The organism is Moorella humiferrea (genome assembly GCF_039233145.1).
Taxonomy (GTDB): Bacteria; Bacillota; DSM-521; order Neomoorellales; family Neomoorellaceae; genus Neomoorella; species Neomoorella humiferrea.
In genome coordinates this window covers 569,307-593,437 of the sequence record NZ_CP136419.1, presented here as the reverse complement: position 1 = coordinate 593,437, position 24,131 = coordinate 569,307, and the positions used below count along the sequence as shown (strand labels likewise).

The following is a 24,131-nucleotide window of genomic DNA, read 5'->3' as shown; positions in this document are numbered from 1 at the left end:
CCCGCTCCTTTCCTTTATCTATCCACCTATGGAATCTATTCTCCTCCCAGGGCCATTTTCCTGCCGCCCCGCGTTAACATCTTGCACTAATTTCCCCCAAATTAAACTTCCCCGCAGTTCCTCCAGCCTCACTGCGACCAGGCTCCCCGTCGGGTCTGCCGCCGCCGGAAAAGCGACCTGTAAATAGTTACCGGTGTGGCCTTCAAAAACTCCCGGACGCCCGGCCAGGGCCCTTTCCACCAGAACTTCCATGGTTTCCTGCAAAAATTCCCGGGCGTACTGGCGGGAGAGTTTGCGTCCCAACTGCAGGAGCCGCCGTTCCCTCTCCTTTTTTACCGCCGGATCTACCTGGTCGGGCATGGCCGCGGCCGGCGTCCCCCGGCGCGGTGAGTAGGGAAACACGTGGATGGCTGCCAGTCCTGCCTCCTTCACCACCCTCATGGTATTTTGAAACTGTTCTTCCGTTTCGCCCGGAAAGCCTACCATGACGTCGCTGGTAAAGGCGGCCCGGGGACGCCGGGCACGCAGGGAGGCGATTAAATCGAGATAATAGCGGGCGTCGTACCGCCGTCCCATTCGCCTGAGGATTTCGTCGTCGCCGCTCTGCAGGGGGATATGATAGTGGGGACAAATGATCTCTTCTCCCGTCAGGACCTCCTTTAAGTCCGGAGTAAAATCCAGGGGGTCGATGGAACTGATCCGCAGGCGTTTGAGGCCCGGTATCTGGACTATCTGCCGCAGCAGGCCAGCCAGATCCGGTCCCCCCGGAAGGTCACGGCCGTAGGCACCGGTGTGGACGCCGGTAAGGACTATTTCCAGATAGCCGGCAGCTACCAGGCGCTGTACTTCCTTCAGGACCGCCTCCGGCGCCCGGCTGCGGAAGGGCCCACGGGCATAGGGAACGATACAGTAGGTGCAGAACTCCTCGCAGCCCTCCTGAATCTTCAGGAATGCCCGGGCCCTGCTTACCTCCACCAGGGGAAGCTCTTCAAAGGCTTCGCCCGCCTCATGGGGGCGAACGGCGTTAACGGTAATGCCTTCCCGGCGGGCCTTTTCCACCAACTCTACCAATTGGCGCCGATCCCTGGTGCCGATTATTACATCAACGCCGGGTATACTCATCACCTCTCCGGGAGCCACCTGGGCATAACAGCCGGTTACGGCTACCACCGCGTCCGGATTGGCCCGGCGGGCGCGGCGGATGTACTGCCTGGATTTGCGGTCGCTGATGTGGGTAACGGTGCACGTGTGGACTACATAGACGTCCGCCTTTTGCGAAAAAGGAACGATTTCATAGCCGGCCTCGCGAAAGAGATGCTTCATTGCTTCCAGTTCGTTCTGGTTGACTTTGCAGCCCAGGCTGACCAGGGCTACCCGGGGAGATGGCATGAATTTCACCTCGAATCCTTCAACAAATAGGGTTTTCATCAGAAATGGTATCCTTTAGTTCGCGGCTCCGGGACACGCCCTGATAAATTTTCATGTCTCGCTATAGGGGGCGTCAGCCCCCTAACTCTCCCAGGGCGTACATAATGGCGGTCAGGCAGACCAGACCGGCCGTTTCTGTCCTCAAAATACGGGGGCCTAGTGTCACCGGCACGCCGCCGAAACTTTGGGCAAGTAAAACCTCCGTCTGGCTCAGTCCCCCCTCTGGACCGATGAGGACGGCTATTTCCCCCGTCCCTTGAAAGCCCGCCAGGGCGGAACGCAGGGTGCGGCATTTCTCTTCTTCCCATGGGATAAGAAGCAGGGTACCGGGCTTCAGGTTGGCCAGGGCCGTCTGTAGCTCCACAGGGCCGTCTACCGGCGGTATCAAATGTCTGCGGCTCTGGCCGGCGGCGGCCCGGGCCTTTTGCTGCCAGCGTTCGCGCCGCCGCATTAAGGCCTTTGTATCGGGTCGGGGAATGGAACGTTCTGTAGTAAGGACTACTATCCGGGTTACCCCTAATTCTGTACATTTTTCGATGATAAAATCCATTTTGTCGCCCTTGGGGAAACCCTGATACAGGGTGATCTTAACCCGGGGTTCAGGACTTTGCAGGGAATTTTTTATCATAACGATAGCCCGGTCCTTCTGAACGTCCACGATTTCCCCCAGAAACCCCCGTCCCCGCCCGTCGGCCAGGGTAACGGTATCCCCTACCCCCAGGCGCAGGACGCGCAGGGCATGATGGGCGTTTTCCCCTTCCAGGATGGCCGTTTCTCCGGGAATAAAGTTTCCTGACAGAAAAAAATGGTGGGCCAATACGGCTCACCCTCCTTCAGCCCATAAAGGCGTCCCTCACCTTTTTAAAAAAGCCCTTCTCTTGTTCCTTACCGCCCTTGGGCTCCCACCCGTACAGGCGGGCAAACTCCCGCAGCAGCTCTTTTTGCTTTTCATTCAAATTGGTGGGTGTCTCAACATGGATCCGCACATGCTGATCGCCCCGTCCGGCACCGTTTAAGCGGGGGATTCCTTTCCCTTTAAGCCTGAAGGTGGCCCCGCTCTGGGTGCCGGCCGGGATGTTTAATTCCACTTTGCCGTCCAGGGTGGGCACCATGATCCTGTCTCCCAGGGCGGCCTGGACCATGGTCACCGGCACCTCGCAGTAGACGTCGAAACCTTCCCGCCGGAAGAAGGGATGGGGCCGCACGTTGATATATACATATAAATCCCCCGGGGGTCCGCCCCGCAGGCCGCTCTCCCCTTCCCCGGCCATACGCAGGCGAGCGCCCGTGTCCACGCCGGCGGGGATCTTGATCTTTATTTTACGGATGCGCTGGACTATGCCGCGGCCGCGACAGGTGGGACAGGGGGTCTCGATGACCGTTCCCTCGCCGTGGCAGTGGTGACAGGTGCGTATCGTCTGAAAATGGCCCAGGGGCGTTCTCTGGGAAATGCGGATCTGGCCCGTACCGTGGCAGGCCGGGCAGGTCCGCGGGCTGGTCCCCGGGGCCGCGCCGCTGCCGTTGCACGTAGAACATCTTTCCTGGCGCGGCACGCCTATTTCCTTTTCCCCGCCAAAGGCTGCTTCTTCAAAGGATATCTCTATATCCACGCGCACGTCCTGACCCCGCTGGGGGCCGGTACGCGCGGCGGTGCGGCCGAACCCGCCGCCGAAGAACATGTCGAAAAGGTCCCCGAAGGGGCCGAAGTCGGCCCCGGTGTTGCCGAAGTCAAAGCCGCCGAAGCCTCCTCCGCCCGCTTCCGTACCGGCATGGCCGAACTGGTCGTAACGGGCCCTTTTCTCCGGGTCGCTCAAGACTTCATAGGCTTCCTGGACCTCTTTGAACTTTTCTTCGGCCTCTTTATCCCCCGGGTTCATATCGGGGTGATATTTGCGGGCCAGCTGGCGGTAGGCCTTTTTTATTTCCGCCTCGGAGGCGTCCCGGGAAACCCCCAGGACCTCGTAATAATCGCGCTTGGCCATAACCGTCACCGACTTTTATTTCTTATCGTCGTCGACTATTTTATAGTCGGCATCGTAAACGTTGCCTTCCTGCTTGGTCCCGCCGGTGGAACCGCCGCCCTGGGACGCACCGGCCTGGGCCCCGGCCTGCTGGTACACCTTTGTGGTCAGGGTATAAAGGGCCTGGGACAGGGCTTCCATTTTCTCTTTGATCTTGGCGACGTTCTTGCTATCCATCACTTCCTGGAGCTCTTTCTTGGCCTGCTCGATGCGGTCCACATCGGCCTTGTCGGCTTTATCCTTAAACTCCTTCAAGGTGCGCTCGGTTTGGTAAATGAGGGAGTCCGCCTGGTTTCTGGTTTCGATTTCTTCTTTGCGCTTGCGGTCGGCCTCGGCGTAGGCCTCGGCGTCCTTAATCATGCGCTGGATTTCTTCCTCGGTTAAACCGCTGGAAGAGGTAATGGTAATGGCCTGCTGTTTACCGGTGGCCAGGTCCTTGGCCGAGACGTGGACGATGCCGTTGGCGTCGATGTCAAACTTGACTTCAATCTGGGGCACGCCCCGAGGCGCCGGCGGGATACCAGTCAACTGGAAGCGACCCAGGGTTTTGTTGTCGGCGGCCATGGCCCGCTCGCCCTGGAGGACGTGGATTTCCACCGTGGTCTGGTTGTCGGCGGCGGTGGAGAAGATCTGACTCTTGGACGTGGGGATGGTGGTATTGCGTTCGATAATCTTTGTAAACACGCCGCCCAGGGTTTCAATGCCCAGGGATAGGGGCGTCACATCCAGGAGCAGGACGTCCTTGACCTCGCCGGCGAGGACCCCGGCCTGGATGGCCGCTCCCAGGGCGACGCACTCGTCGGGGTTAATGCCCTTATGGGGTTCTTTACCGAGGATCTTGCGCACCGTCTCCTGGACCAGGGGCACCCTGGTGGAACCTCCTACCAGCAGGACTTTGTCGATATCCTTGGGCTCCAGCCCGGCGTCGGCCAGGGCCTGCATGGTGGGCCCCACGGTCTTTTCGACCAGGTCGGCAATCAGTTCCTCAAACTTGGCCCGGGTGAGGGTTACATCCAGATGGATGGGGCCGTTGGGGGTCGCCGAAATGAAGGGCAGGTTGATATTGGTGCTGGTCATGCTGGAAAGCTCGATTTTGGCCTTCTCCGCCGCTTCCTTCAGGCGCTGCATGGCCATTTTGTCCTGGCGCAAATCCACCCCGTGCTCGCGGCGGCAGATGTCTACCAGGTAGTCCATAATCCTCTGGTCAAAGTCGTCGCCGCCCAAGCGGTTGTTGCCGCTGGTGGCCTTGACCTCAAAAACGCCGTCCCCCAGCTCCAGGATGGAAACGTCAAATGTACCCCCGCCCAGGTCGTATACAAGAATAGTCTGGTCTTCTTCTTTGTCCAGGCCGTAGGCCAGGGATGCGGCCGTCGGCTCGTTGATTATCCGCAAAACTTCCAGCCCGGCAATGCGGCCGGCGTCTTTGGTGGCCTGGCGCTGGCTGTCGGTAAAGTAGGCCGGGACGGTGATGACCGCCTGGGTCACCTTCTCGCCCAGGTAGGCCTCGGCGTCGGCCTTGAGCTTCTGCAGGATCATGGCCGATATTTCCTGGGGTGTGTATTCTTTATCGTCAATTTTCACTTTATAGTTGGTGCCCATGTGGCGTTTAATGGACATAACGGTGCGGTCGGGATTGGTAATGGCCTGGCGCTTGGCGACCTGGCCGACAATGCGCTCGCCGTCCTTGGTAAAGGCCACTACGGAAGGAGTGGTGCGGCCGCCTTCCGCATTGGGGATTACTACCGCCTCACCGCCCTCCATGACGGCCACGCAGGAGTTGGTGGTACCCAGATCAATTCCTATTACTTTGCCCATTGCCTTCTACCTCCTGTTCTCCAGTTTCTACCGTGGGTGCCGTTTCTGCAGCCGCCACGGCGACTTTAACCATCGCCGGCCGTAAAAGCCTGCCGTGCAGTGTATAGCCGCGGCGGAACTCTTCCACTACCAGGTTTATTTTGTCCGCTACATCGGTTTCTTCCCGCGCCACCGCCTCATGGACCTCGGGATTGAAGGGCTGTCCCAGGGCGGCCACGGGCGTCAACCCTTCGCGGGTTAATATTTCCTGCAGCTGCCGCAGGGTCATCTCTACACCCGTCGCCAGGGCTCCTTTCTCCGCCCCGGAAGCGGCCAGGGCCCGCTCCAGGTTGTCTAGAACGGGCAAAAGGGCCTCTATAAGCCTGGCATTGGCCCGGCGCGTCAAATCCTCCACCTCGCGGCGGGAACGCTTGCGGTAGTTGTCGAAATCGGCCTGCAGGCGCAGTAAACGCTGCTGGAGCTCGGTCACCATCGTTTCTTTGGCCTCGAGCTCTTCCTGCAGGCGGTTCAATTCTTCCCGGACGGGGTCTTCCTCGCCGGCATCTGCCGTCGTCTCCTGTCCCCCTGCGGTGTCGTCCAGGGAACCTGGCACCTGCTCTTCTGTGCCATGGCCATCCCCTTTTGCTTGTTCTTCGAATACGGTTTCTTCCATCGCTTTGCCGTTTTCTTCCTTTATTTCCATCCTTGGCAACGGTCACTCCCTTCCGTAAAAAAGGCCAGCACCTTAAGGCACCGGCCTGGTTCAGGTGGCCCGTAAAATTTACCGGTAAAACTGCTCCAGGGTTCGGGACAGGCTGTCGGCCACGCACTGGAGGACGGAGATAACCCGGGAGTAGTGCATCCGGGTCGGCCCCAGCAGACCAACTTTGCCCATGATTTTCCCTTCCACGGAATAACTAATTGTTACGACACTGCACTTATCAATACCTTCTTCTTTGTTTTCCTGGCCTATCCTTATGGTCAATCCCTGGGTAGGAACGGCGTTAAATATACGCCGCAGGGCTTCTTCCCGTTCAAGGAAGGCCAGAATGTCCTTTACCTTTTCCAGGTTTTTAAATTCCGGTTGGCTGAGGATGTTAAAAATCCCTTCCAGGTAAACCTTCTCGCCGCCTTCTAAGGAAAGGATCTGCTGGAGCAGATCGATTATTTGCTTGATTAATCCCCGGTGTTCGGCCACTTCCCGGTAAATGTCCCTCAACACGGCCTGGCGCAGTTCTTCCAGGGCCAGACCCTGGAGGCTGGCGTTTAAAACCCGGGAAATGCGGCTTAGATCCTCAGGCGTTACAGTCTCCGGAACGACAAAAATCCTGTGCTCGACCACCCCAGTACTGGTTACGGCCACCAGTAGGGCCTTATTGGAAGAGTGGACCGGCAGGATCTGCACCTGCTCGAGGATGGCGTTCGTTTGACACGGCCCCAGAGCCACCGCGGTATAGGCGGTCATCTCGGAAAGCAAACGGGCGGTTTCCTCGAGGACCTGCTCTATCTCCAGCATTTTTTGGTTGTAGCGCCGCCGTACATATTCTTCTTCCGCCGGTGTGAGCCTTTCCGGGGCCATGAGGCAGTCGACGTAGTAGCGATAACCGAAATCCGAAGGAATACGGCCGGCCGAGGTATGGGGCTGTTCCAGCAATCCCATTTCTTCCAGATCGGCCATCTCATTGCGTATGGTGGCCGGACTTACACCCAGGTCGTACCGCCTGGCAATGGTGCGGGAACCTACCGGTTCCCCGGTGAGGATGTAATCCTGCACCACGGCGGCTAGTACCTTCTTTTTGCGCTCATCCAGCCGCATGGTATCACCCTCTTGTTAGCACTCTTAAGCAAAGAGTGCTAAGAGCTTAATTAAAACATACCACCGGCCCGGCGTTTTGTCAAGGGAAAGTACGGCAGCCTTCGTTCCATAAATTGTAAAAACAAAAACCTTTACCCGCCATTAATAAGGATCCGGGCGCCACCACCCCGCAGAGGCTCGCCAGCCACCCGGTCGTCGCCTTTATCCCGTCACTTGCCTGGCTCCGCGTCTCGAGTACGTAGTTTAGCGCCCATAGTACGAAAAACCAGGCGGCAAAGAAGATTTCCCGGCTCAGCCAGGAACTTTTGAGGTTTAGTATCGCCCGCGGCGCCCCCAGGGGACTGCCCAGGTGGCCCAGGGAGATGAGCATGCCAGCCGCCATTATCCGGTAGGCATTGTTTACCAACGGTATAAATAACTATATAAATCGTATGAAGACCTCATTGGCCAAGGGTAAACCCTTTTCTGTAAGTTTCAGACGACCTTCCCTTTCTTCAAGCAATCCCGCCCGATAGAGCCCTTCCAGTTCGCGGCCATAAACTTCCCTGGCGTCGACGCCGAAACGTCGCCAGAAGTCCTCTAAATCTACGCCCTCAATTAAGCGCAGGCCCATAAACATGGTCTCGGCCATCATCTGACGGGGCGTCAGTATTTCCATTTCCTCCCGTGGGAGCCTGCCGCCGGCAAGGGCATGGTGATATGCCGCTAGATCACGGCAGTTCTGCCAGCGCCGTCCTCCCCAGTGGGAAGCCGCCGCCGCTCCCAGGCCGAGGTAGGGCATATTTAACCAGTAGGCAATGTTATGATGGCACCGGTAACCCGGCCGGGCAAAGTTGGAAATTTCGTAGTGTTCGTAACCGGCGACGGCGAGGAACTCCCGGGCCTCCCGGTACATGGCCAGCTCCAGTTCTTCTCCAGGTAAAGATAGAACTCCGGCCTCCGCCTGCCGTCCCCAGGGGGTATCTTCTTCCAATTGGAGACAGTAGCAGGAGACGTGTTCCGGTTCAAGGCTTACTATTTCTTTGAGGGTTGCCTTCCAGGCTTTCAGAGTCTGGCCCGGCAGGCCGTAGATGAGGTCGACGTTGATATTATCAAACCCCGCCCGACGCGCCTCTTGAAAGGCCCCATAGACGTCCCGGCGCCGGTGGATGCGACCCATTGCCGCCAGTAAACCGTCGTCGAGGGACTGGACCCCCAGGGAGAGGCGGTTAACCCCGGCTGCCTTAAGAATCTTAAGCTTCCTCCCGTCCACGGTGCCGGGATTGGCTTCTACGGTGATCTCCGCCCCGGGCTCCACGCCGAAAAAGTGCTCCACCGCCTTAAAGAGGCGTTCCAGTTGGGGAGCCGGGAGCAGGGTCGGGGTGCCGCCGCCGACATAAATTGTTGCGGCCGGACCGGGCCGCCATTCTTCGACGACCAGGGCCATTTCATCCTCCAGGTCGCGGCAGTAACCGGCCATCTCCTGCGGGGAACGACCGGGATAGGACACGAAGTCGCAGTAGTGGCATTTGCGAAGGCAGAAAGGAATATGGAGATATAGGGCATAGCTGGCTTTTGTTTGGAGCGAGCGATTTGGCCCGAGCGGTGAAGTGGCCTTGGTGAAGCCGAAGAGTGAGGGCGGGGCCGAGGACAGGATGTCCGAGGCCGGCCTTTGAGGCAAGGATGCCGAATAGGCCGGGAACCCCGCCCGAACCTGAGGCTGAGCCATAGGCCACTCCGCAAGGGCCATGGAGCGAGCGAAAACAAACCCAGCTTCCATATCCTACGATTTCCCTACCTTCAGCACGGCCATGAAGGCCTCCTGGGGGATTTCCACCGTTCCCACCTGTTTCATGCGCTTTTTGCCTTCCTTCTGTTTTTCGAGGAGTTTGCGTTTCCGGGTCACGTCGCCGCCGTAGCATTTGGCCAGGACGTTTTTGCGCAGAGCCGGAATGGTTTCCCGGGCGATGACCCGGCTGCCGATGGCCGCCTGGATGGGCACGTCGAAGAGCTGCCGCGGTATGAGCTGCCGCAGGCGCTCCACCAGGGCCCGGCCGCGGTGGTAAGCCTGGTCGCGGTGGGTGATTATCGACAGGGCGTCCACCACTTCATTGTTAATAAGAATATCCATCTTTACCAGCTCCGACGGCCGGTAGCCTTTGATTTCATAATCCAGGGAAGCATATCCCCGGGTGCGGCTTTTTAGCTGATCGAAAAAGTCATAAATAATTTCCGCCAGGGGCAGATCGTATTTCAAGGCCACCCTTTTTTCCGAGAGGTAATCCATTGTAAGGAAGGAGCCGCGCTTTTCCTGGCAGAGTTCCATAACGGGACCGACGTATTCTTTGGGCGTCATGATGGTGGCCTCGACGTAGGGCTCTTCAATGTGTTCGATAAAATTAGGCGCGGGTAAAGCGGTGGGATTGTCCACCATTTCTACCCGCCCGTCGGTGCGGACCACCCGATACACCACACTGGGTGCGGTAGTGATGAGTTCCAGCCCGTACTCCCTCTCCAGACGTTCCTGGATTATTTCCATGTGCAAAAGCCCTAGGAAGCCGCAGCGAAAACCAAAGCCCAGGGCCACCGACGTCTCCGGCTCAAAGACGAGGGCGGCGTCGTTTAACTGCAGTTTTTCCAGGGCGTCCCGCAGGTCGTCGTATTGTTCCGAATCTACCGGGAACAAACCGCAATAGACCATGGGCATGACCCGGCGATAGCCGGGCAAGGGTTCCCCCGCCGGCCTGTCGGCACTGGTGATGGTATCGCCCACCCGGGTATCCTTGACGTTTTTAATGCTGGCAGCTAGGAAACCTACTTCTCCTGCTGATAAGACTTCCACCGGCCGCGGCGCCGGGGTGAAAACGCCCACCTCGTTCACTTCAAATTCGGCCCCGGTGGCCATGAAACGAATGCGATCGCCCTTTTTAACCTGGCCCTCCACCACCCGGATGTAGGGAATGGCGCCCCGGTAGCTGTCGAAGATGGAATCAAAGATCAAAGCCCTTAACGGGGCTTCCCGGTCGCCCCTGGGAGGAGGAATGCGTCGGACGATGGCCTCCAGGATTTCTTCCGTCCCCACTCCGGTTTTGGCCGAAGCCAAAATGGCCTCGCTGGCATCCAGGCCGATGACTTCCTCTATCTCCCGCCGCACCCGTTCCGGCTCGGCGTTGGGCAGATCGATTTTATTGATCACGGGGATTATTTCCAGGTTGTTTTCTAAAGCCAGGTACACGTTGGCCAGGGTCTGGGCCTCAATGCCCTGGGCCGCGTCCACCACTAGCAGTGCCCCTTCGCAGGCCGCCAAACTCCTGGAAACTTCATAGGTAAAGTCCACATGGCCGGGGGTGTCGATTAAATTTAAGACGTACTCCTGACCGTCACGGCTTCTATAATTCAGGCGGACCGCCTGCAGCTTGATGGTGATGCCCCGTTCCCTTTCCAGTTCCATGGTGTCCAGAAACTGTTCCACCATCTCCCGCTTGCTGACGGCTCCGGTGTATTCCAGGAGGCGGTCGGCCAGGGTTGATTTGCCGTGGTCGATATGGGCTATTATACAGAAATTGCGGATATGCTTCAGTTCCGTCACCAAACACTTCCTCCCCCGCACTTTTCCCGGCAAAAACTCATGGGAAACCGGCTCTATTATAACAGAAAGCGGGCCGGGCTAAAAGCCCGGCCCGCCGCACCGGTCGGCTGGCTAACGCAATTCCGTCGGAACAAAGGCATCGATTACCCCGATTACCAGGGCCGCCAGCAGGGCGCCGACGATGTTCACGCTTAAGTAGGCGGGAACGATAAATTGAGCAAGATAGATGACGATTGCCGCGACGATAAAACCGACAATGCCGCGACCATGGGGAGAAATGCGCTTGCCGAGAACGGCTTCGGCCAGCCAGCCCAGCAGGGCGATAACTACGGCTGCGATCAGGGCGCCGGTAAAGCCTGCCACTCTAATGCCGGGAAGAATGAAGCCCACCAGCATCAGCACCAGCGCCGAAACAATGAAACGTACTATGGTGCCTACCCAGTTGCCCATTTTTTCACCTCCTTCGGGCTCGCCTATAGCATTGCCCAGGAAGGAGGTAAATTATACTTTTTTCAGGCGGGTAATGGTTGTGGCCAAGGCGGCGGCCCCGAATCCGTTGTCGATGTTAACCACGCCGATGCCGGCGGCACAGCTGTTGAGCATGGTAAGGAGGGCGGCCAGGCCGCCGAAGCTGGCGCCGTAGCCGATACTTGTGGGCACGGCAATGACGGGGCGGTCCACCAACCCGGCGACGACGCTGGCCAAAGCCCCTTCCATGCCCGCCACGACGATAACGACGTCGGCCCGGCGTACCAGCTCCACCCGCCCCAAAAGGCGGTGGATGCCGGCCACGCCCACGTCGTAAATCCTTTCTACCTCGTTGCCCATTACCGCCGCAGTGACCGCCGCTTCTTCCGCCACGGGCAGGTCGGCCGTACCGGCGCTCAACACCGCCACCTTCCCACCGGTAGGAGGGATTTCTCCGGCAGAAACGACAATAGTCCGGGCCAGCTCGTTAAACTCGGCTGCCGGCAAGATAGCGGACACTTCCTGGTAAACCTCCCTGTTGGTACGGGTTACCAGAACCGTAGAACCGGCGGCAGCCAGGCGGGAGGCAATGGCCGCTACTTGTTCCTTGGTTTTCCCCTGGCCGAAAATGACTTCCGGAAACCCGTTACGTAAAACCCGGTGGTGGTCCACCTTGGCAAAGCCCAGGTCTTCTTCCCTAAAAGTTTTTAGACGTTCCATGACGGCTTCCAGTTCGACCCTGCCGGCTTTATAGGCTTCCAGGAGCTCCTTTAGCTTATTTTCCATCATCGCCGTCCTCCCTTTTGGTCTAATTTATCCTTCCGAGGAATAAAATGGCTAACAGCAGGGAGGCGTTAATGTGCGCATCCACGTCGTTACCCGCTGGCACGCTAGAGCACTATTCAACCGCATGATAAAAATATTTATAACCCTGCTCCTATTCCTTTCCCTGACCGGCGGCACCTGGCATTTGTTTAATAAAGAAAGGGGCCGACGGGCTGACGACTTTAATTCAGGAGCGTCCTTATTCCCCTTGCCCCTGCTGAAAAGTGTTTTAAAAGAAGGCCTCCCTCCCCTACTGTTAGATGACGAAGATAATGATGATAGGGCCGCCGGTGCCCTGGCGGCGGCCGTCCAGGTCCTGGCCTCACCCCTGGTAGTTGCGCCCGAAAAGCTGACGGCGCAGCCTTTAACCGGTGAAGAAGAACCGGTGCCCCAGCCGCTGCCCGGAGAAAGTCTCCCCCCGCCGCCGGAAGAAATAATACCCCCCGCCGACGGCCACCCCCTGGTTGCTATATACAACACCCATAATGCGGAATCCTACCAGCCCAGCGAGGGACAGGCCAAATTTCCCGGTAAAAACGGCGGTGTCAGCCAGGTGGCGGCGGTCCTGGCCGAAACTTTAAGCAAAGATTACGGTATCCCCGTAGTGCGTTCGACTACAATCCATGACTATCCCGACTTTACCAGGGCATATACCAACTCGGAAAAAACCCTGAAGAAAATGCTGGCGGAAAATCCATCCGTTCTGGTAGCCCTGGACATCCACAGGAACGCGGGCCTGCCGGCGCCCCCGGTGGCGGAGATTCAAAACCAGAGGGTGGCCCAGGTGCTGATAATCGTCGGCAGCAGCGCCCGTCTGGAACATCCCAACTGGCGCCAGAATGAAGCCTTCGCCCGGAGGCTGGCCCAAAAAATGGATGAGCTCTATCCCGGTTTATGCCTAGGGGTAAGGGTTCAAGAGGGGCGTTATAACCAGCACCTCCACCCCCGTGCCCTCCTTTTGGAGATGGGCAGTGATAACAATACCCTGGAAGAAGCCGAGCGCGCCGCCCGCCTGGTCGCCCGGGTGCTGGCCGTAATTATTGAGGAACTGCGGCGGGAAAACCCGGCCCAGACTGGTTAAATGTTGCTTTTAAATGGTGGCCATGATAAAATAAGGCGGGAGGTGAGCTGGGATGCCCAATATAAAATCGGCCATAAAACGAGTGGAACTGACCCGCAAGCGAACCGAGCGCAATAAGGCCATCAAATCCCGGGTAAAAACGGCCATTAAAAAATTCCGCCTCGCCCTGGAACAGGGGGACGCTTCTACCGCCGAAAAACTGCGCCAGGCCATTCGCACCCTCGACAAAGCCGTGACCAAAGGCGTTATTCACCCCAACACCGCGGCGCGCAAAAAATCGCGGCTGCAGCGCCTGTTCAACAAAACTTCGGCCTCTGCATAATCTCTACATTAATCTGAGCACTACAACCCCCGCTTATACTGGGGGTTTTCAATTTTTACCGCAGTATTTTCCCCCCGGCGCCATGCCATAATAAAAGCAGGCGCGATATGAAGGGGGGGAATTAAATTATGCCGGAAAAACCCGGTGCCAATAAGGAGCAAAAAGGCACCGCCCAAAAGGGCTATGCCGCCGGAAGTGCCCGCGAAGGCGCCTATGAATTCGGTGCTGAAATAGCCACTCCCGCTACTAAAACACCCGGTACCGCCAAGGGTACCGTTGGAGCGGCCAAGGGCAAGGAACAAAAACGGCCCGGTGCTGAAGAGTAAATTAAAAGGGGAGCCTATGGCTCCCCTTTAATAATCGCCCAGATGGCCCTTTCCAGCACCGACCCGGCCGTACCACGCCCGCTTTTAATGGCGACGTCGGCTTTTAATAATTCATTTAAAGCCCGACCGGTGCCTTCCAGGCTGAAATTTCCGGCCTGGACGGCAATTTTTTGGACCACAAAAGGCCTGAGGCCCGACTTGGCGGCAAACTCCCTTTGATCCGCAGCCAGATGGTATTGATAAATTAGACGCAGCTGACGGGCCAGCATGGACAGGACGCCCAAGGGCTGTTCCCCTCTGTCCAAGAGGCGGCGTAAAAGGGCTACGGCTTGAGGAGCATTACGGTTGCCCAGGGCGTCTACCAGTTGAAAAACGGTGGCCTGGGCGGCCGCCGCCGGCAGGAGTTTAAGAACGGCGTCCGGGGTTATAGCACCCGGCCTGCCCATATAGGTCATTACCTTGAACAATTCATTTCGCGCCGGGCGCAGTTCGCCACCGGCCGCCTGGGCCAGGATTTGCGCCGCCGCCGGCAATAAACTATAACCTGCCGCGGCGGCTTCCTGCTGCAGCCATTTTTCCAGTTCCCTTGTTTTTAAAGGGGCGAATTCAACCACCCGGCCCGCCCGTTCTATTAATTTTATTCCCTTCAGGCGTTTATCGACGTCGCCGCCGGCCACCAGCACCAGGCAGGTCGAAGGAAAGGGGTCCGCGAGGTAAGCGTGGAGTTCTTCTCCCTGCAAAATTTCCGCCCCCGGCTCTTTAACCACCACCAGCCGCCATGCTGCCAGGGCCGGCGGGGTGGCGGCCTCAAGAACAACGGCCGCGGCCGTCGTTTCCCGTCCATCTAATTCGCAGCAGTCGAAGGCTTCCGCTCCCGGCGCGACCAGTTTTTCCTTCAGTTTCTCAAGGGCCCGTTCCAAAAGATAACCTTCGGTGCCGTAAAAGAGATAGACCGGTGCTATCTTGCCTTCCGCCAGTTCTTCATTTAATTCCCGCCAGTTCAAGGGCAAGGCCTCCCGGCTCCGTTACTTACCCTCTACATTTTAGCATTTTTCCATGGGCTTGCCCAGATACTCGCCTACCAGGCGCATAGCGCAGAAATCGCCACACATGGAACAGGTGACGGCGGTGGTTTCGTTCCGGTTATGGCGGTACTGCCGCGCTTTTTTCGGGTCAATGGCTAGTTGGAGCTGCCGTTCCCAATCGAGGGCCTTGCGGGCGCGAGCCATTTCCCGATCCCATTCCCAGGCCCCGGGAATTCCTTTGACCAGGTCGGCGGCATGGCCGGCAATGCGGGCCGCTATGACCCCTTCGCGGACATCGGCCAGGGTAGGAAGGCCGAGGTGTTCGGCCGGAGTGACATAACAGATGAAATCCGCCCCCGCCGCCGCCGCCAGGGCGCCACCGATGGCCGCCGTGATGTGATCGTAGCCGGGGGCCACATCGGTGACCAGGGGCCCCAGTACGTAGAAGGGGGCTTCATGGCACAGGCGTTTCTCTAAAAGAATGTTGGCCTGGACCTGGTTTAAGGGCACGTGCCCCGGGCCTTCGACCATGGCCTGCACCCCGGCCTCGCGGGCCCGATCTACCAGCTCGCCGAGGATAATCAGCTCCTGGATCTGGGCCCTGTCGGTGGCATCCGCCAGGCAACCGGGGCGGAGACCGTCGCCCAGGCTCAAAGTAACGTCGTAACGGCGCGCAATCTCCAGCAGACGGTCGAACTGGGCGTACAGGGGATTTTCCTGTTCGTGGTGCAGCATCCATCCCGTCATGAACGAACCGCCGCGGCTGACAATGTCGGTAAGCCGTCCCTCCCGCCGCAGGCGATCTACCACTTCCAGAGTGACGCCGCAGTGGACGGTGATGAAGTCCACGCCGTCTTCGGCCTGTCTTTCAATAACTTTAAAAAGGTCGTCGGCGGTCATTTCCACCAGGGCGCCGTACTTTTCCTGGGCTTCTACGGTAGCCTGATAAATGGGCACCGTGCCTACGGCCACAGGGGAATGGGCAATAATCTGCCGCCGGCATTCATTGATATCGCCGCCGGTGCTCAAATCCATAACGGCGTCGGCGCCGGCGTCCAGGGCTTCTTTTAGCTTTTCCAGCTCCGGTTCGATATTTGGGTAGGTCGTAGAAGTGCCCAAATTGGCGTTGACCTTGGTCCTGAGGCCCTTGCCTATACCACAGGGTTCAAGATTCACGTGATTCTTGTTGGCCGGGATCACAACCCGACCCGCCGCAACCTCCGCCATCAGGTCTTCTACCCTGATGCCTTCCTTGGCCGCTACCTTTTCCATGGCCCGTGTAACCTGCCCCACCCGGGCCGCCTCTATTTGGGTCATTTCTTTTTACCTCCTTCTTTAGTAAAAAACACCTGCGGCAAGCAGGTGTTTTCGACAAATCTTCGACCCCACTTCCCTACGCTGGTATAACCCAGATCAGGTTCCAAGGGTTAGTGCATTCCTTGCACCTCTCAGCCCTCGCGGGCACCCCCGGGGTTGATATGCACTTTTCGCCGTCCTTATATGTATTCGCCTCAAGTATCCTATTTCCTCCCAGGCGCCGCGGTTCTTTTTTACGACCAGATCGTCCCCGGGGATGACGGTGTTTACCCACCAGCGTACCCCGTCGCTTCTGACTGTAACGGCTCCCTGCCTGTCGGTACGGTAAACGGGAACACCGCGCCGCCGCCAGAAATCCAATATTTCCGGCGCCGGGTGGCCGAAATTGTTCCTGTCCCCAACGGAGATCACCACCGCCCGGGGTGCCACCCTTTGTAAAAAGTCCGGTTCCAGGCCGTAGCGGCTGCCGTGATGGGGCACTTTAAAAACGGTACAGCTTACATCCACCCCGCCTTTTACCAGATCAGCCATGGCTTCGGCCTCGATATCGGCAGAAAGGAGCAGGCTAAACTGACGGTAAATTACCTTGAGCACCAGGGAGTTATTGTTGCCGAAAGATTCGCTGCCGTTGATTTCCCGGCCGGGGTGCAGGATCTGGATATTGATGGCCGGATCCAAGGCCAGGGCGTCGCCGCGACCTGCTTCCTGCCAGGGTATACCCCGGGCCTGAAGTTCGGCCAGGAAGGGGCGGTACTCTTCCAGCATGGTTCCGCGTAAGGGCGGCACGACCACAAGGGACACGGGCATCTCGCGGACTACGGAAAAGAGGCCTCCCATATGATCGGCATCGGGATGGGTGCTGATAACCACGTCCAGATGCCGCACCCCCTGGCGACGGAGGAAGGGCACCACCACCCTTTCCCCCACGTCGAAATTTTCCTGATCGTAGGGACGCCCGCCGCCGTCGATAAGGAGGTGCCGACCGGAGGGAGTGGCCATGTAAATGGCGTCTCCCTGGCCAACGTCGATAAAGGTTACCTTGAGTTCCTCCTGCCGGCCCGGAGGATAAAGAAAAATTAGGAGGGTGGCCAGGGTAAGGAGAGCCAGCAGGCCCAGCTCGCGGCGGTGCCACTGCCACAAAGCCTGCCAGCGGGGTTCATAGCGGCGCAGCCATATTTCCCGCAAAAGGATTAAGACGAGATAATAACCTGCCACCACTTCAGAGGAGGGCGCGGCCACAGGGATAATAATTCCCGGCATACCGGCCAGGATTTCCAAAAAGGCTAGAAGCATAGTTACCACCGCGCCCAGGGCGGCGAATACAGCGCCGCCGGCCGCAGGAGCGACTACGGCCAGGACGGCGGCAGCCAGCCCCACGGCGACAATGCCTCCCACCACAAAGGCAGTTAACAGGTTGGCCGGCAGGCTTAAAAGGGATATAAAATTAAAATAGTAGGCCACCAAAGGCATCGTGGCCACCTGGGCCGCCAGGGGAACTATCAGGTAGACCCGCCAGGACGGAAGCCGGGTCAAAAGGGCGTCCAGCAGGGGATATAGATAAACAATTCCCCAGGCGGCGGCAAAGGAAAGCTGAAAGCCGCCGTCGTAGAGGTAACGCGGGCGAAAGAAGAGGATTATCAGGGCCGCCAGGGCCAGGGCGGTATAGAAGTCCCGGTTCTCCCGCCGCAGGTAGGCCATCAACCCCAAAGCGGCCATGAGGCCGGCCCTGAGGACCGAAGGAGTAAAGTTGGTTGCGGCGGCGTAAAAAAGGAGCCCGGCAAGGCTTAAGGCTACGGCCGCCTTACGTCCCAATCCTAAAAGGCCGGCGACGGCCATGACGATCAGCAAAACCACGGCCGTATTGGAACCGCTGACGGCGAAGAAATGAAATACGCCCAGGTTTTTAAAGGTGTCGGCGTCGGCCTGCGTTAATTCATTAACGTCACCAAATAAAAGGGCCGCCAGGATTCCTGCCTGGCGCGGCGGCACGGCCGCGGCGATGGTTTCCTTCACCCTGGCTTTGCAAAAAAAGGCCAGGCGAACCAGGGGATTGCCCGGATCGGTACCCACCTTTGTTATGGCCTGCCGGTCGTTTATTACCATACGGTTATAAATATACTGACGCTCCAGGTAGGCGCGGTAGTCCAGCTCACCGGGATTGCGGGCCGTCCGCGGGGCCTCCAGCCGACCGTGGACTTTGAGGACGTCGCCGTAGCGATAAAGGGCAATGGCCCCTTCTCCGGCAGTTTTATAAAGTACAACCTGAACTTTCTCCCTTACCCTTTTGTGGTACCCGCCCTGCCTTATCTCCCGGGCTTCAAGGGTATACTCGACGCGGTTGGCGTAAACCCGCGGTTCCCCCGTCACTACACCGGTAAGATCTAAAAATGTATCCCGCTCGCCCACAAGCTGGCTCTGGCGATGGCTGTCATCCCAGGTGCCAACAACGACACCCAGGGCCATAAATCCGGCCAGAAAAAACGCGTACCGCCATTGACGACGCTGCGGCCTCCGGATAAATAAAACCGGCAGCAAGGGACTAACGGCCAGGGCAAGGGCCCAGGCCGGCGCCGCTTTTATTTGCGGAGTCAAAAGCAGGCCAACTATATACGCAATGGCCGTCCACACCAAAGGCCTTTCCAGCATAAGGCAGATTTCTGCGGGCAGCCGCTAAATTCCTGCTGGCATATCGAGTTCTGGAGATTAAAAATTATGGTATACTGAAGTAAAACGGGCTCAAAAATATGAAAGGAAGGAGAATATGGACTGGGGCGAACAGGTAGTATCTCTACGCCGGAGGATAAGGGAGCAAAGACCTTTAGTTCACCACATAACCAACCTGGTAGTAACCAATTTGACGGCCAATGTCACCCTGGCCGTCGGCGCCTCGCCGGTCATGGCCTACGCCGCGGAAGAAGTGGCTGATATGGCCCGCTTGGCCCAGGCGGTAGTACTGAATATGGGAACCTTGACGGAAGATGTAGTTGAAGCAATGCTCTTGGCAGGTAAAGCAGCCAATAAAGCCGGCATCCCTGTAGTTTTTGATCCTGTAGGAGCCGGGGCTACGCCTTTCCGCACCCGGACGGCGCAAAAAATTATCAAGGAACTGCATGTCGATATCCTCCGCGGTAATGCGTCGGAAATAGCCATCATAGGTGGTTTTGGCGGGCAGACAAAAGGAGTAGATGCCGCGGGGGCTCCTGCCCAGGTGGCAGAAATGGTCAAGCAAGTAGCCAGGGATTTAAATACTGTGGTAGCGGTTACGGGAGCTACTGATTACATTAGTGACGGGGAACGCCTGCTGGCAGTAGACAATGGGCACCCCCTGCTGACCCTCGTTACCGGAACCGGCTGTTCTGCCACCGCGATAATCGCCGCTTTCCGGGCCGTGGAGGAAGACGGCGTAACAGCCAGTGCTGCGGCCCTCGCCTATTATGGGCTGGCGGCAGAATCTGCGGCGGCAGCCAGCCAGGGGCCGGCCAGTTTCCAGGTAGCCCTCCTGGATACGCTTTATAATTTAGCCGGCGAAGAACTCGCCCGGGGAGTAAAAATACGCGCCTTGTAAACTAGTAATCATAGCTATATAAAGTATTCAATAGTCGCCTGGGGTAGATAAGTAGCTACCATTTCTTTAAAAAACGATTCCATCTCTGTTTTTACCTTAGCAGGGTAAACATATTTACCGTAACCGAACTGGCCGTATTTGAAACTGCGGTCCTCTTCATCGAGAGGTAATTCTGTCTTTGGAAATAAAGTTTCTATAGTGGTCTTCGCCTTTTTCGTGAAGCGATGGGTTATCAATTCCAGGGTCAGGTCGTTGTGTTCTGCAATTAAAGGTTGCCGGGCAATTTCTTGAAAAAGAGCCCGGTATTGCTCTTGCCAGCCATCCAGGTAAAATATGGGGGCTATGATAAAACCCGGGGGATAGCCGGCCTTTATTATCCTGGCAGCCGCCGCCAGCCGTTCTGCCAGCGGCGGCGTACCATGCTCAAAACGCTTAATTATATCCGCGGCGTTAATACTAAAACGAAAGCGGGTATGACCGCGGTGGTCTAATCCCAAAAGGTTTGCAACATCGGTAAATTTGGTGACAACACGCAAGCGTCCCAGGGGTTGATTACCCATAAATTCAATGGTACGGGCCAGGTTACCGGTATATTTTTCTACCGGAAGGGGGTCTGAAGTAGCTGCCGCTTCAAAGACCGTAACTTCCGGTTTCCTGTCCTCGATATAATCCTTGGCCATCGCCAGGATTTCGTCTATGTTGACGTAAATTCGCTGGTACGGCCTGCGGCCGAAGTGGGTGAACAGGTAACAGTACTCGCACATTCCGGGGCAACTAGTAGCTAGAGGTAATTGATAGTGGGCCGATGGTTTGCAGGTTTCCAGACGCCTGCTTCGTCTTACCCCCACCACCAGGGTCCTTTTGGCTTCCATGAAGCTTTCCCGCATAGATTTACCAGGAATGCCGGTTATCCGGTTGTAGGAAGAAGTAAAGAGTATCTCCAGGCCCTTTTCACGAAAAGTATGGTATAGTTTTTTACCCAAAGGATAATCAAGGGCACCGGGCTCAAAAATGACCCTCTTTAGAGGCGTACCCATTTTTATCACCTGCCTGCCCATATTCTGTCCCATTCCCGGAAGGGTAATGAGCCTAGAATATAGGCTTGGCTTTTTAGGAGATAATGATAATACACTGTCTATAGGGGAATGGAGTATCAGATGAATAATAAAAAAGCCGGAAGCGGCGATCTCTTTAAAACCGTACTGGGCTCAGCCGGTCTGACCCTTCTGGGGTTATGGTTCCTCCGTCGCCCCCTGTTGAACCGGTGGCACGATTTCTTTCTTCAAACCATAATGACCGAACCTTATGATGAGAATCTATGGGAATTCGTCTCGGCCTCAACGCGCACCGGCCTTCAGAAAATTGTGGAAACCAATCTGCGGGCCCACCATGGCAAAATCATCCAACGCCCCTTCGGCAGTCCCTGGCGTTCTCCAGGAACGGAAGACCTTATCTTTAACCTGGCCCAGTTAGCCAAACTCCCCGTCGAAGGAAGCGTCCCCGTCGACACCAAGGTGACTCTAGGACCCCGGGCGAAACGGCCCCTTCAAATAAGCATGCCCATCATTGTTTCCGGCATGGCCTACGGGCTGGCCTTAAGCGAAAAAACCAAGGTTGCCCTGGCCCGAGGCGCGGCCCTGGCGGGCACGGCCTCCAACACCGGCGAAGGCCCCATGCTCCCGTCCGAGCGCCGGGCCGCACGCTTCCTCATCGTCCAGTACACCCGCAACGGCTTAAATCATCAACCGGAGATATTAAAACAGGCCGACATGATCGAAATTCAGCTGGGCCAGGCGGCCATCGGCGGCCTGGGGCATCGTACCGAATACAATGAGCTGCCTCCCTTAGGTCGCCGCCTCATTGGCCTCAAACCCGGCCAGGCGGTCGTCACCTACGCCCGCATGCCGGGTATGAACAACCCCCGTAAAGATTTACCGCGCCTGGTCACCAGGCTACGTCACCTGTCCGACGGCGTGCCCGTCGGCGTTAAAATCGGCGCCGGCAACGATCTGGAAAGGGATCTGGAAATACTTCTGGAAGCCGACGTTGATTTTATAGCCATCGATGGCGCTGGGGCTGCCTCAAAGGGTTCACCGCCCATAATCCAGGACGACTTCGGCGTGCCGACGGTCTATGCCGTCAACCGCGCGGCCGCCTATTTAAAAAAACAGGGCGTCAAAAAACGGGTCAGCCTGATAGCCGGCGGCGGACTGGTGACGCCCGGTGATTTTTTAAAGGTCCTGGCCCTGGGGGCCGACGCCGTATATATCGGCACCATAGCCCTCTTCGCCCTCACCCATACCCAGGTGTTGAAGGCCTTACCCTGGGAACCCCCCGTGGACGTTGTCTTTGCCACGGGGCGCTATCAAAATCGTCTGGACGTCGAGAAAGCCGCCCAAAATCTGGCCAACTTTCTACGGGCCTGCAACACGGAAATCATGGAAGGGGTACGCGCCCTCGGTAAAAAAGCCGTGAGACAGGTCAACAAGACCGACCTGGCTGCCCTGAACCCGGTGACGGCCAGGGAACTGGGAATACCCCTGGCCAGTCGTCCGTGCCTTTAGCCCTTTTAGGAATAATCGCCGAAAACCCGCCTGCGGGCGCGAAAAAGCCGGCGGCGCTGTTTTTCGGCCTGAACCAGATAATATAAACCGGCCACACCCAATACTGGCAGGCTGAACCTTAACCACCAGTCGCCGATGCTTAGAGGCCGCGCCGGGATAGGCTGGCGGTTGACAACGGCTACCCGGCCCACCACCTCCCCATTCTGGCGGAAAACAATTTCGCCAACGCTCCGGCCCGCCGGGAGGGGGCCCTTTATTGGAGAAAGCTCCAGCCGCCCGACCGGGGGACCGCTGCCATCGTTCCTGCCGACTATGGCCAGATCCGCGGCCGCCGCAAGCTCTACCTTTTTGCCGTCCCCGGCCTCGACTACGGCAACGATTTCGCCCTGGCGTACCAGTTGAAAGGAACGAAATTCCTTGAAGGCATAATCCAGGAGGGCGGCCACGTCCCCTTCGGCCGTCCGGGAGCTGCGTTCGTCCAGGACCACTGCCAGATAGCTCTGCCCGTCCCGGGTAGCCGAACCCACCAGGGTAAAATGGGCTTCGGAGGTGTATCCGTTTTTTACCCCATCGGCGCCTTCATAGTTCCAGAGGAGCTTATTCTGGTTGATCAAGGTCGTTTCCCATTCTTGACCGTGCCAGGGCCGGGTTTTGGTGGCTACTATGCGGCGAAAGGTTTCGTTCTGCATGGCCGCGCGGGCGATTATCGCCAGATCCCTCGCGGTGGTATAGTGATTGGGATTGGGAAGGCCATTGGGGGTCACAAAGTGGGAATTCACGGCTCCCAGGGAGGCGGCCTTTTCATTCATCAACCGGGCAAAGCCTTCCTGGGACCCGCCGTAATGCTCGGCGATGGCCAGGGCGGCGTCGTTACCGGAGTTAAGGAGCATGGCATAGAGGAGATTTTCCAAGGTCACTTGCTCTCCTTCTACCAGATAGACCCTGGTGCCGTCCACCCGCGGGGGATTGGGCCCCACGGTAATCACATCATCCAAACGTCCCTTTTCCAGGGCAATCAACGCCGTCAGGATTTTAGTGGTACTGGCCGGGGCCTTACGTTCATCAGGATTCTTTTCCCAGAGTACCTTTCCCGTGGCCATGTCCATCAAAACCGCCGCCGCTGCCGTAATCTGGGGAGGCGTTTCCTCATTTTCCGCCCAAACTTTAAAGGGTGTTATAAAAAAGAGAAAAAAAACTATAAGTAGAAAGGTGGCCTTTCTTACCTTGTTTCCCGGCGACATTTAATACAGTATTCTCCCTTCCGTATGTGATCTCCATCATAGCCCGCCGTAAGGTTCCGTATTAGGATGCAGGTAAGTAGAGAAAAAGGAGGAGGAAAAATGAGCCCGGTACGCTGCCCCGGCCAGGACCGTCGCTACTGGAAGCCCGGCGATATTTTCGAGGAACCCTGCCCCCACTGCGGCGGCCTGATTGAGTTCTGGAAGGACGATGTCAACTTACGCTGCCCCCACTGCCGCAAGCTGGTAACCAACCCCCGCTTTGACCCCGGCTGTGCCGCCTGGTGTTCCTACGCCAGCAAGTGCCTGGGAGAAGTGGCCACCGTTTACCAGCGCCAGCCCCGGGTAATCCGCGATAAGTTGGAAGTAGAGGCCCGGAAAAATCTCTTCCACCAGAGGGAATTGCTCAACCTGGCCTTAAAGGCCGCCAGCTTTGCCGAAAAAATAGCCCGGGAAGAAGGCGTGCAACCCCTGGTAGCCATCGCGGCCTGCCTGTTCTACGACATTGGTGTGGGCGGAGAAAAGGCAGGAACCGCTGCCTTGGCCCGGGAGATCATGACCAAGGTTGGCCTCGAAAGAGACATTATTGAACAGGTGGTAAAGATTATCACCGCGGGGGAGACGGTCCTGGACGACCCCGCCTGGCAAGTCGTCCAGGATGCCCGCCGCCTGGCCCGTCCCGCAGGCGCCGGGCCGGAAAAATGCTCCTTTTATACTGCTGCCGCCCGCCGCCTGGCTCTACAACCCTAATTACGTTACATCCACGTTTTGCC

At 57.6% G+C, this 24,131-nt stretch carries 21 protein-coding genes, 1 pseudogene and 1 riboswitch; of the genes and pseudogenes, 6 read left to right on the top strand and 16 right to left on the bottom strand.

From position 1 onward, the window contains the following. Window positions 1-18: 18 nt before the first annotated feature. The 11 genes from mtaB to larB form a co-directional block, all read right to left on the bottom strand. Window positions 19-1,389 (bottom strand): tRNA (N(6)-L-threonylcarbamoyladenosine(37)-C(2))-methylthiotransferase MtaB, encoded by a 1,371-nt coding sequence (gene mtaB, locus MHFGQ_RS02965; RefSeq protein ID WP_106004623.1) that lies wholly within the window; start codon window positions 1,387-1,389, stop codon window positions 19-21. A gap of 112 nt (window positions 1,390-1,501) precedes the next feature. After that, entirely contained in the window at window positions 1,502-2,245 is a 744-nt protein-coding gene (locus MHFGQ_RS02960; protein ID WP_106004466.1) for a 16S rRNA (uracil(1498)-N(3))-methyltransferase, read from the bottom strand. Between the two features lie 16 nt (window positions 2,246-2,261). Continuing rightward, window positions 2,262-3,410 (bottom strand): molecular chaperone DnaJ, encoded by a 1,149-nt coding sequence (gene dnaJ, locus MHFGQ_RS02955; RefSeq protein WP_106004467.1) that lies wholly within the window; start codon window positions 3,408-3,410, stop codon window positions 2,262-2,264. 15 nt (window positions 3,411-3,425) lie between these two features. Beyond that, window positions 3,426-5,264, bottom strand: coding sequence for a molecular chaperone DnaK (gene dnaK / locus MHFGQ_RS02950; RefSeq protein ID WP_106004468.1), 1,839 nt, complete (start codon window positions 5,262-5,264; stop codon window positions 3,426-3,428). Then, on the bottom strand, window positions 5,242-5,946 hold the full coding sequence (grpE, locus tag MHFGQ_RS02945) for a nucleotide exchange factor GrpE (protein WP_245907773.1): 705 nt from the start codon (window positions 5,944-5,946) through the stop codon (window positions 5,242-5,244). Before grpE ends, dnaK begins: the two co-directional genes overlap by 23 nt. Before the next feature lie 78 nt (window positions 5,947-6,024). Then, on the bottom strand, window positions 6,025-7,059 hold the full coding sequence (gene hrcA / locus MHFGQ_RS02940) for a heat-inducible transcriptional repressor HrcA (RefSeq protein ID WP_106004469.1): 1,035 nt from the start codon (window positions 7,057-7,059) through the stop codon (window positions 6,025-6,027). 79 nt (window positions 7,060-7,138) lie between these two features. Continuing rightward, on the bottom strand, window positions 7,139-7,429 hold the full coding sequence (locus tag MHFGQ_RS02935; protein WP_211292833.1) for a DmsC/YnfH family molybdoenzyme membrane anchor subunit: 291 nt from the start codon (window positions 7,427-7,429) through the stop codon (window positions 7,139-7,141). Window positions 7,430-7,477: 48 nt separating this feature from the next. After that, a complete protein-coding gene (hemW, locus tag MHFGQ_RS02930) occupies window positions 7,478-8,587 on the bottom strand; it encodes a radical SAM family heme chaperone HemW (RefSeq protein ID WP_245907775.1) in 1,110 nt (369 codons plus the stop codon). A gap of 234 nt (window positions 8,588-8,821) precedes the next feature. Continuing rightward, entirely contained in the window at window positions 8,822-10,627 is a 1,806-nt protein-coding gene (gene lepA / locus MHFGQ_RS02925; RefSeq protein WP_277996998.1) for a translation elongation factor 4, read from the bottom strand. Window positions 10,628-10,738: 111 nt separating this feature from the next. Further along, window positions 10,739-11,077 (bottom strand): phage holin family protein, encoded by a 339-nt coding sequence (locus tag MHFGQ_RS02920; protein ID WP_106004471.1) that lies wholly within the window; start codon window positions 11,075-11,077, stop codon window positions 10,739-10,741. Between the two features lie 51 nt (window positions 11,078-11,128). Beyond that, window positions 11,129-11,884: a nickel pincer cofactor biosynthesis protein LarB gene (gene larB / locus MHFGQ_RS02915; RefSeq protein ID WP_106004472.1), complete on the bottom strand. Its 756-nt coding sequence runs from the start codon at window positions 11,882-11,884 to the stop codon at window positions 11,129-11,131. A 70-nt stretch (window positions 11,885-11,954) separates the two neighbouring features. On the opposite strand from larB, the gene spoIIP reads away from it, so the two are divergent. From spoIIP to MHFGQ_RS02900, 3 genes are all read left to right on the top strand, one after another. Further along, window positions 11,955-13,001, top strand: a complete 1,047-nt coding sequence (gene spoIIP, locus MHFGQ_RS02910) for a stage II sporulation protein P (protein ID WP_106004473.1) — start codon at window positions 11,955-11,957, stop codon at window positions 12,999-13,001. A 52-nt stretch (window positions 13,002-13,053) separates the two neighbouring features. Next, the gene (gene rpsT, locus MHFGQ_RS02905; protein WP_106004474.1) at window positions 13,054-13,323 is read left to right on the top strand and encodes a 30S ribosomal protein S20; all 270 of its coding nucleotides are present in this window, start codon (window positions 13,054-13,056) and stop codon (window positions 13,321-13,323) included. A 128-nt stretch (window positions 13,324-13,451) separates the two neighbouring features. After that, a complete protein-coding gene (locus tag MHFGQ_RS02900; RefSeq protein WP_106004475.1) occupies window positions 13,452-13,649 on the top strand; it encodes a hypothetical protein in 198 nt (65 codons plus the stop codon). Window positions 13,650-13,663: 14 nt separating this feature from the next. On the opposite strand, the gene holA is transcribed toward MHFGQ_RS02900, so the two are convergent. The 3 genes and pseudogenes from holA to MHFGQ_RS13910 form a co-directional block, all read right to left on the bottom strand. After that, window positions 13,664-14,653, bottom strand: a complete 990-nt coding sequence (gene holA / locus MHFGQ_RS02895) for a DNA polymerase III subunit delta (protein ID WP_106004476.1) — start codon at window positions 14,651-14,653, stop codon at window positions 13,664-13,666. A 39-nt stretch (window positions 14,654-14,692) separates the two neighbouring features. After that, window positions 14,693-15,991 carry a phosphomethylpyrimidine synthase ThiC gene (thiC, locus tag MHFGQ_RS02890; RefSeq protein ID WP_106004477.1) on the bottom strand — a complete coding sequence of 433 codons (1,299 nt, stop codon included), beginning with the start codon at window positions 15,989-15,991 and terminating at the stop codon, window positions 14,693-14,695. Between the two features lie 56 nt (window positions 15,992-16,047). Continuing rightward, a riboswitch (TPP riboswitch) is annotated at window positions 16,048-16,153 on the bottom strand. A gap of 204 nt (window positions 16,154-16,357) precedes the next feature. Continuing rightward, window positions 16,358-18,637 (bottom strand): annotated as a pseudogene (locus MHFGQ_RS13910) (DNA internalization-related competence protein ComEC/Rec2); the annotation flags it as partial. A 115-nt stretch (window positions 18,638-18,752) separates the two neighbouring features. Here MHFGQ_RS13910 and thiM point away from each other — a divergent pair. Beyond that, window positions 18,753-19,556: a hydroxyethylthiazole kinase gene (thiM, locus tag MHFGQ_RS02875; RefSeq protein ID WP_106004478.1), complete on the top strand. Its 804-nt coding sequence runs from the start codon at window positions 18,753-18,755 to the stop codon at window positions 19,554-19,556. A 14-nt stretch (window positions 19,557-19,570) separates the two neighbouring features. Here thiM and splB read toward each other — a convergent pair whose 3' ends face one another. Further along, the gene (gene splB / locus MHFGQ_RS02870) at window positions 19,571-20,593 is read right to left on the bottom strand and encodes a spore photoproduct lyase (RefSeq protein WP_106004627.1); all 1,023 of its coding nucleotides are present in this window, start codon (window positions 20,591-20,593) and stop codon (window positions 19,571-19,573) included. Window positions 20,594-20,713: 120 nt separating this feature from the next. On the opposite strand from splB, the gene MHFGQ_RS02865 reads away from it, so the two are divergent. Continuing rightward, on the top strand, window positions 20,714-22,120 hold the full coding sequence (locus MHFGQ_RS02865; RefSeq protein WP_106004628.1) for an FMN-binding glutamate synthase family protein: 1,407 nt from the start codon (window positions 20,714-20,716) through the stop codon (window positions 22,118-22,120). Between the two features lie 5 nt (window positions 22,121-22,125). Here the strand turns inward: MHFGQ_RS02865 and MHFGQ_RS02860 are convergent, their stop codons facing one another. Further along, on the bottom strand, window positions 22,126-23,361 hold the full coding sequence (locus MHFGQ_RS02860; RefSeq protein ID WP_106004479.1) for a D-alanyl-D-alanine carboxypeptidase family protein: 1,236 nt from the start codon (window positions 23,359-23,361) through the stop codon (window positions 22,126-22,128). A 99-nt stretch (window positions 23,362-23,460) separates the two neighbouring features. Between MHFGQ_RS02860 and MHFGQ_RS02855 the strand changes: the two genes are divergently transcribed. After that, window positions 23,461-24,108 (top strand): hypothetical protein, encoded by a 648-nt coding sequence (locus MHFGQ_RS02855; protein ID WP_106004480.1) that lies wholly within the window; start codon window positions 23,461-23,463, stop codon window positions 24,106-24,108. Window positions 24,109-24,131: the final 23 nt, after the last annotated feature.